The organism is Candidatus Eisenbacteria bacterium (genome assembly GCA_016867495.1).
GTDB lineage: Bacteria > Eisenbacteria > RBG-16-71-46 > CAIMUX01 > VGJL01 > VGJL01.
Genome location: VGJL01000183.1, coordinates 1 through 5,105, shown reverse-complemented (window position 1 = coordinate 5,105; position 5,105 = coordinate 1). Strand labels below are relative to the sequence as shown.

Here is a 5,105-nt window from a genome sequence, read left to right as displayed (position 1 = left end):
GATCCGCGCGAACATCCGCTCCGGCCCGAACTCCTCCCGGAACAGTCTCCTGTTCGCCTCGCCCATCGATCTCCTCGAATCGGGCCGGGCCGCGAGCTCGGCGACCTTCGATGCGATCTCCTCCGGGTCGCCCGCCCGGACGAAGAGGGCGTTTTGCCCTTCGGCCAGGAACTCGGGAAGCGCTCCGACCTTCGTCACGACCAGCGGCAACCCTGCCGCCATGGCCTCGAGCACGACGATCGGCAGATTCTCGACGTGGGACGGGAGCAGGAAGATGTCCGCCTCCTCGAAAAGGCGGCGCTTCGCCTCGCCGGACACGGCGCCCGTGAACTCGACTCCGTCCCTCCCCACGGTCTCGAGCGCGCGGTCGATCTCCTCGCGATCGGCGGCCGTCGCCGCCTCGCCCGCGAAGACCAGGCGTGCCTGTACGACCCGTTCTCGCAAGAGGGGCGCGGCCCGCAGGGCATCGATAGTCCCCTTGCGCGACGACAGCCGTCCCAGGCAGAGGACCGTCACGCGCTCTCGTCGGACCGATCGATCGAAACGGTCCGCCCAGCGGGCGAAGCCGGCCTCGACGGTGTTGGGGATCACCACGACCCGAAGTCCCGAGTCGACTTCCTCGAGCAGCGCGCGCCGCCATCCTTCCGAGAGAGCGATCATGGCCGAGAGGGGGCGAAGGGCGGCGGCGATCCTCCGGCGCTTCCGGCCGGAGGCCGCATGGAGAAACTCGAGAAACGCCCCGCCGTGCAGATGGCCGACCGTCGCGGCGCCGAAGAGGCTGGCGAGCGCGAGGAATGCGCACTCCTTCCAGAACGATATCCCGTAGGTGATCGGCTGATGGATGATTCGCGGGCGGCGGGTCGAGAGGATCGAGACGAGGCGGAGGGCCTGGCGCGCGAAGTAAAGCAGGTTGATCGGCGCAAGAGTCGCGGCCTTGCCGCGGCCGGCCGGCGTGCGGGTGGTGTCCAGATGGATCAGCTCGAACCTCTCCGCGAGCGGAGAGGCGAGCAGGATATCGTTGAACATCGCCACCCCGCCGGTCGCGCCGCCGCGCGGCCCGACGACGAGCACGCGAGCCTTGCCCGATTGTGCGATGGCTCCTCCCTTCGCCCGCCAATTGGCCAGGCGGATTGTATCCTGTCGACCGATGCCGGGGCAGCCGGTAGAATCGCGCCGCCGGTGGAGTCGCGCCGATCGATTCGCGGCCGGCGCAGGGAGGCGGGACGATCGCTGTGACGAGGCTCGAGCCGTTGTCTGTTCTCTTCCTCACCGACCTGCTGGGGGTCGGCGGAGCCGAGTCCCAGCTCGTCGCGCTCGTCAATGCGCTCGATCCCGAGAGGATCCGCGCGCGCGTGGTCGTCCTGCGGGACGACGCGCCGCTGGCGGGGATGCTGCGCGCGCCCTGCGAGATCCTGGGCATGCGCGGTCCGCTCGACATCCGCGTCCTGCCTCGGCTTCGCGCGATGATCGCCCGCGAGAGGGTCCTGGCGATCCACACGACCCACGTCCGCGCGGCGCTCATCGCCCGCGCTCTGCGCCAGACGACATCGCTCCCGGCTTCGCGGCGCCGTCTTCTCGTCCTGACGACCGAGCACTCGCACAGACGACCTCCCGCGACGCCCATCCTGGACTGGATCCGAAGGAGAACGGCCGGCCTCTCGGATCGAATCATCGCCGTCTCCGAGGCCCAGGCCGGCTGGCTGCGCAAGACGCTCGCGATCCCCGGCGATCGGATCGTCGTGATCCCGAACGCGATCGATCCGGACTTCTGGGCCGATCTCCCCCCTCAGGAGCCTGTGCGCCGCGAGCTGCGAATCGGTCCCGATGAGCCTGTCTTTCTCTGCACGGCCAGGCTCGCGCCCGTCAAGGATCACGGGACCCTCCTCTCGGCGATGGCCCGCGTGGAAGGGCATCTCATCCTGGTCGGAGATGGGCCGGAGCGCGCCCGGATCGAGGCGGCGGCCCGCGGTAACAACCTGACCGGTCGCGTCCACGTCGTGGGCGAAAGACGCGATCCGAGGCCGTACCTCGCCGCCGCCTGGGCGGTCTGTCTGTCCTCCATCGATGAATCTCACGGCGTGGCGTTGCTCGAAGGCATGGCGGGCGGGCGTCCGGCCGTCGCCACGCGCGTCGGCGGCGTGCCGGAGATCGTCGAGGAGGGCGTCACCGGTCTCCTGGTTCCCCCCCGCGATCCGGAGGCATTGGCCGTCGCCCTCTCGCGGGTCGCCCGGGATGCAGAGTGGAGGAGAGCGGCTGGAGAGGCGGCGCGGCGCGCGGCGGTCAAGGCCGGCTCGATCCAGACGCGGGCCCGCAGAATAGAATCGATGATCGAAGCGATCGTCGGACAGGCAACGAGATGAGACCTCTTCTCTTCTGCGCGTCGACGCAGTACTGGGACGAGACCTGGTTCCGGAAGCAGCACTTCATGGCACGCCTCTCGCGCGGCCGGCCGGTCGCCTACGTCGAGCCGTCCCACTCGATCCTGCGCGCGCCGCCGGCGCACATCCCTCCTGCGAGCCGCAACGACCCTTTCCGGATGCGGGTGCGGCGCGCGGGAGAATCGCTCTGGATCATGACGCCGCCGATGGGATTCCCGCTCTGGACGCGTCCCGCGGTCAGCCGGATCCAGCATAGGCGCTGCGGGAGGCTGCTCAGGAAGGAGGCGGCCCGCCTCGGTTTCGACCGCGCCTGGCTCTGGTTGTACAATCCGGTCTACGTCGAGGCGGTGCCGACGCTCGCGCCCGAGCGCTTGATCCTCGATCTCGTCGACGACCTGGGCGCGTACGAGGCGCGAGCGGAAACGCGCAGGAACATGAGGAGCTGCGTCGAGCGTGCGATCGCCTCGGCCGATCTGGTCCTGGCGACATCGACCGCTCTCGTGGAGGCCTACGCCGCGCGCACGCGGTCCGGAAACATCTCCCTCGTGCCCAACGGTGTGCGGGGGGATTGGATCGATCGCGTTCCGGGCGCCGCGCCCGCTCCCGTGCGGGACCTCCCCCATCCACGGATCGGCTTCGTCGGCGCGCTCTTCTCCTATCTGGACTATCCCCTCATGCATGCCGCCGCGCGCGCTTTCCCGGAAGGCAGCCTCGCGCTCGTGGGCCCCGTCCGCGACGCCGCGGCGGTCGAGCGCCTGCGAAGGGAGCCGAATGTCAGGATCGTCGGCCCCGTTCCCCAGGCGAGCGTTCCGGACTTCATCGCTTCCTTCGACGTCTGCCTCGCTCCTTTCCGGCCCGGGCCGATCCGGCGCGCGGTCGATCCGCTCAAGATCTACGAGTACCTCGCCCTCGGACGGCCGGTCGTGGCCACTCCCCTCGAGTCGCTCCTCGGAGGGCCGATCGCGGAGCAGATCAAGTTCGCCGAGGGTCCGGAGGAGTTCGTAGCCGCCATCCGGCGGGCGCTCGAGGATGACGATCCCCAGACGCGTGCCGCCCGGCGCGAGGCGGTCCGCCCCTTCGCCTGGGAAGCGCTCGCGGATCGCGTGGAGCGGATCGTCGAGGAGGCCGAGCGCGGGTGGTCGACGACATGAACGCTCCCTCCGCCCGCATCGGCGCGGACGCCGCGGGAACTCTCATCTCCCGACTCGTCATCCTCGCGGCGGGGCTTGTCACGAACATCGTCGTGGCGCGCACGATCGGCCCGGAAGGCAAGGGGCTCCTCTCCTATCTCTCCTACATGCTGTTCCTGGTCATGACTCTCGGGGGAATCGGGCTCCAGACGGCGGCGATCCACAACCTGGGCAAGGGTCTCTTCAGGAAGGAGACGGTCGCGGGGACGCAGATCGTCCTGAGCATCCTCGCAGGCCTCGCGTGCGCCGCCGCCGTCCTGCTTCTTCTGCCGCGCCTTCAAGGGAAGATCGTCCTTCCTCCGGGCCTCCTCCTCGCGCTCCTGCCGATTCTCGTTCTGGCGATCGTGCAGATCAACGGATCGGGCGTGATGATCGGCCTCGGATGCATCGCCACGCACAACCGGATCTCGCTGCTCGGTCCCCTCCTCTGGGCCGCTGCCTCGGTCATCGCGCTCGTCCTCTTGAGAAGGGACGCGACGTTCGCCGCCTATGCCTGGCTCCTCACGCAGATCGCAGCGCCGATCGCGACGATCGCCTGGCTCGCGCGCCACGCGCGCCCCTCGCGCGATCGGATGCGGGCCTGCGCCCGATCCTCGCTCCGCTTCGGCATCGATGCCTACGTCGCGAACCTGCTCTGGGCTCTGATGCTTCGACTGGACGGCTTTCTCCTTGGGGCGATGCGCGGCGCGGAGAGGGTCGGCTACTACTCCGTCGCCGTCCTCCTCGCGGAGCTTCTCTGGTACTTCCCGAGTTCGCTCACGCTCGCCATGAGCCGCAGGATGTCGGCCGATCGAGAGGAAGCCGCGCTCGCCCTCGCCTGTCGCGCCTCCCGGGTCGGGCTCTGGTTCGTCGCCTCCGGCTCGGTCGCGATCGCGATCGCCGCCGTGCCGGTGATCCTGCTCATCTACGGCGAGGCGTTCCTGCCCGCCGCGCGCCCGCTCTGGATCCTGCTGCCCGGCGTCACGGCCATCGCGGTCGCCAAGCCGCTGTCGCTCTACTACACCCAGCAGAAAGGCTCGCCCCGCGTGAACGCGGCCCTCTCGGCGATCGCCGTGGGGACGAATCTCCTCTTGAATCTCCTCTGGATCCCACGGCACGGCCCGAGCGGCGCGGCGGCCGCATCGACGGTCGCCTACTCGCTTCTCGCCCTGCTCCTCTTCCTCAGGATTCGAAGGGAGCCTGGTTTCGCCTGGAAGAATGCCCTCCTCTTGAGGCAGGATGATCTGGTAGCCGCGCTCGTCACCGTCCGAGCGGTCATCCCCTTCGGCAAGAGAAAGGAAGGCGCGCCGTGAGGATCCGCCTGCTCATCATCATGAGCTTGATCTTCCTCCAGTGCGCGCGCTCGCCATTGGACTCGCCCGCTCCCGATGCCGGCGAGCCGCTTTCCATCGACATCGAGGCGCCCGCCGCCACTTTCACCGCGCCGGAGCATCCGGACACGGTGACGATCCGCGCGCAAGCCAGGAGAGAAGATGGCGCCGCTCTCGCGGGAACGGCGACGATCGTCGTCTACCGTCAGTGGGCGGTCCTCAAGGCG

5 protein-coding genes are annotated in these 5,105 nt (G+C 69.3%); 4 read left to right on the top strand and 1 reads right to left on the bottom strand.

Annotated elements, in window-relative coordinates; all coding sequences use genetic code 11:
- Positions 1 to 1,071, bottom strand: a 1,071-nt coding sequence (locus FJY88_11795; protein MBM3288015.1) for a glycosyltransferase family 4 protein, incomplete at its 3' end; no start/stop codon positions are given.
- A gap of 179 nt (positions 1,072 to 1,250) precedes the next feature.
- Here FJY88_11795 and FJY88_11790 point away from each other — a divergent pair.
- From FJY88_11790 to FJY88_11775, 4 genes are all read left to right on the top strand, one after another.
- A complete protein-coding gene (locus tag FJY88_11790) occupies positions 1,251 to 2,360 on the top strand; it encodes a glycosyltransferase (GenBank protein ID MBM3288014.1) in 1,110 nt (369 codons plus the stop codon).
- On the top strand, positions 2,357 to 3,529 hold the full coding sequence (locus FJY88_11785; GenBank protein MBM3288013.1) for a glycosyltransferase family 1 protein: 1,173 nt from the start codon (positions 2,357 to 2,359) through the stop codon (positions 3,527 to 3,529). Before FJY88_11790 ends, FJY88_11785 begins: the two co-directional genes overlap by 4 nt.
- Positions 3,514 to 4,860 carry a hypothetical protein gene (locus tag FJY88_11780; GenBank protein ID MBM3288012.1) on the top strand — a complete coding sequence of 449 codons (1,347 nt, stop codon included), beginning with the start codon at positions 3,514 to 3,516 and terminating at the stop codon, positions 4,858 to 4,860. The genes FJY88_11785 and FJY88_11780 overlap by 16 nt, the downstream gene beginning before the upstream one ends.
- The coding region (locus tag FJY88_11775; protein MBM3288011.1) for a hypothetical protein at positions 4,857 to 5,105 on the top strand (249 nt) is incomplete at its 3' end. The genes FJY88_11780 and FJY88_11775, both read left to right, overlap by 4 nt.

Coding starts and splice junctions, on each gene's coding strand:
- FJY88_11785 (MBM3288013.1), top strand. CDS start 2,357: ATGAGACCTCTTCTCTTCTGCGCGTCGACGCAGTACTGGGACGAGACC.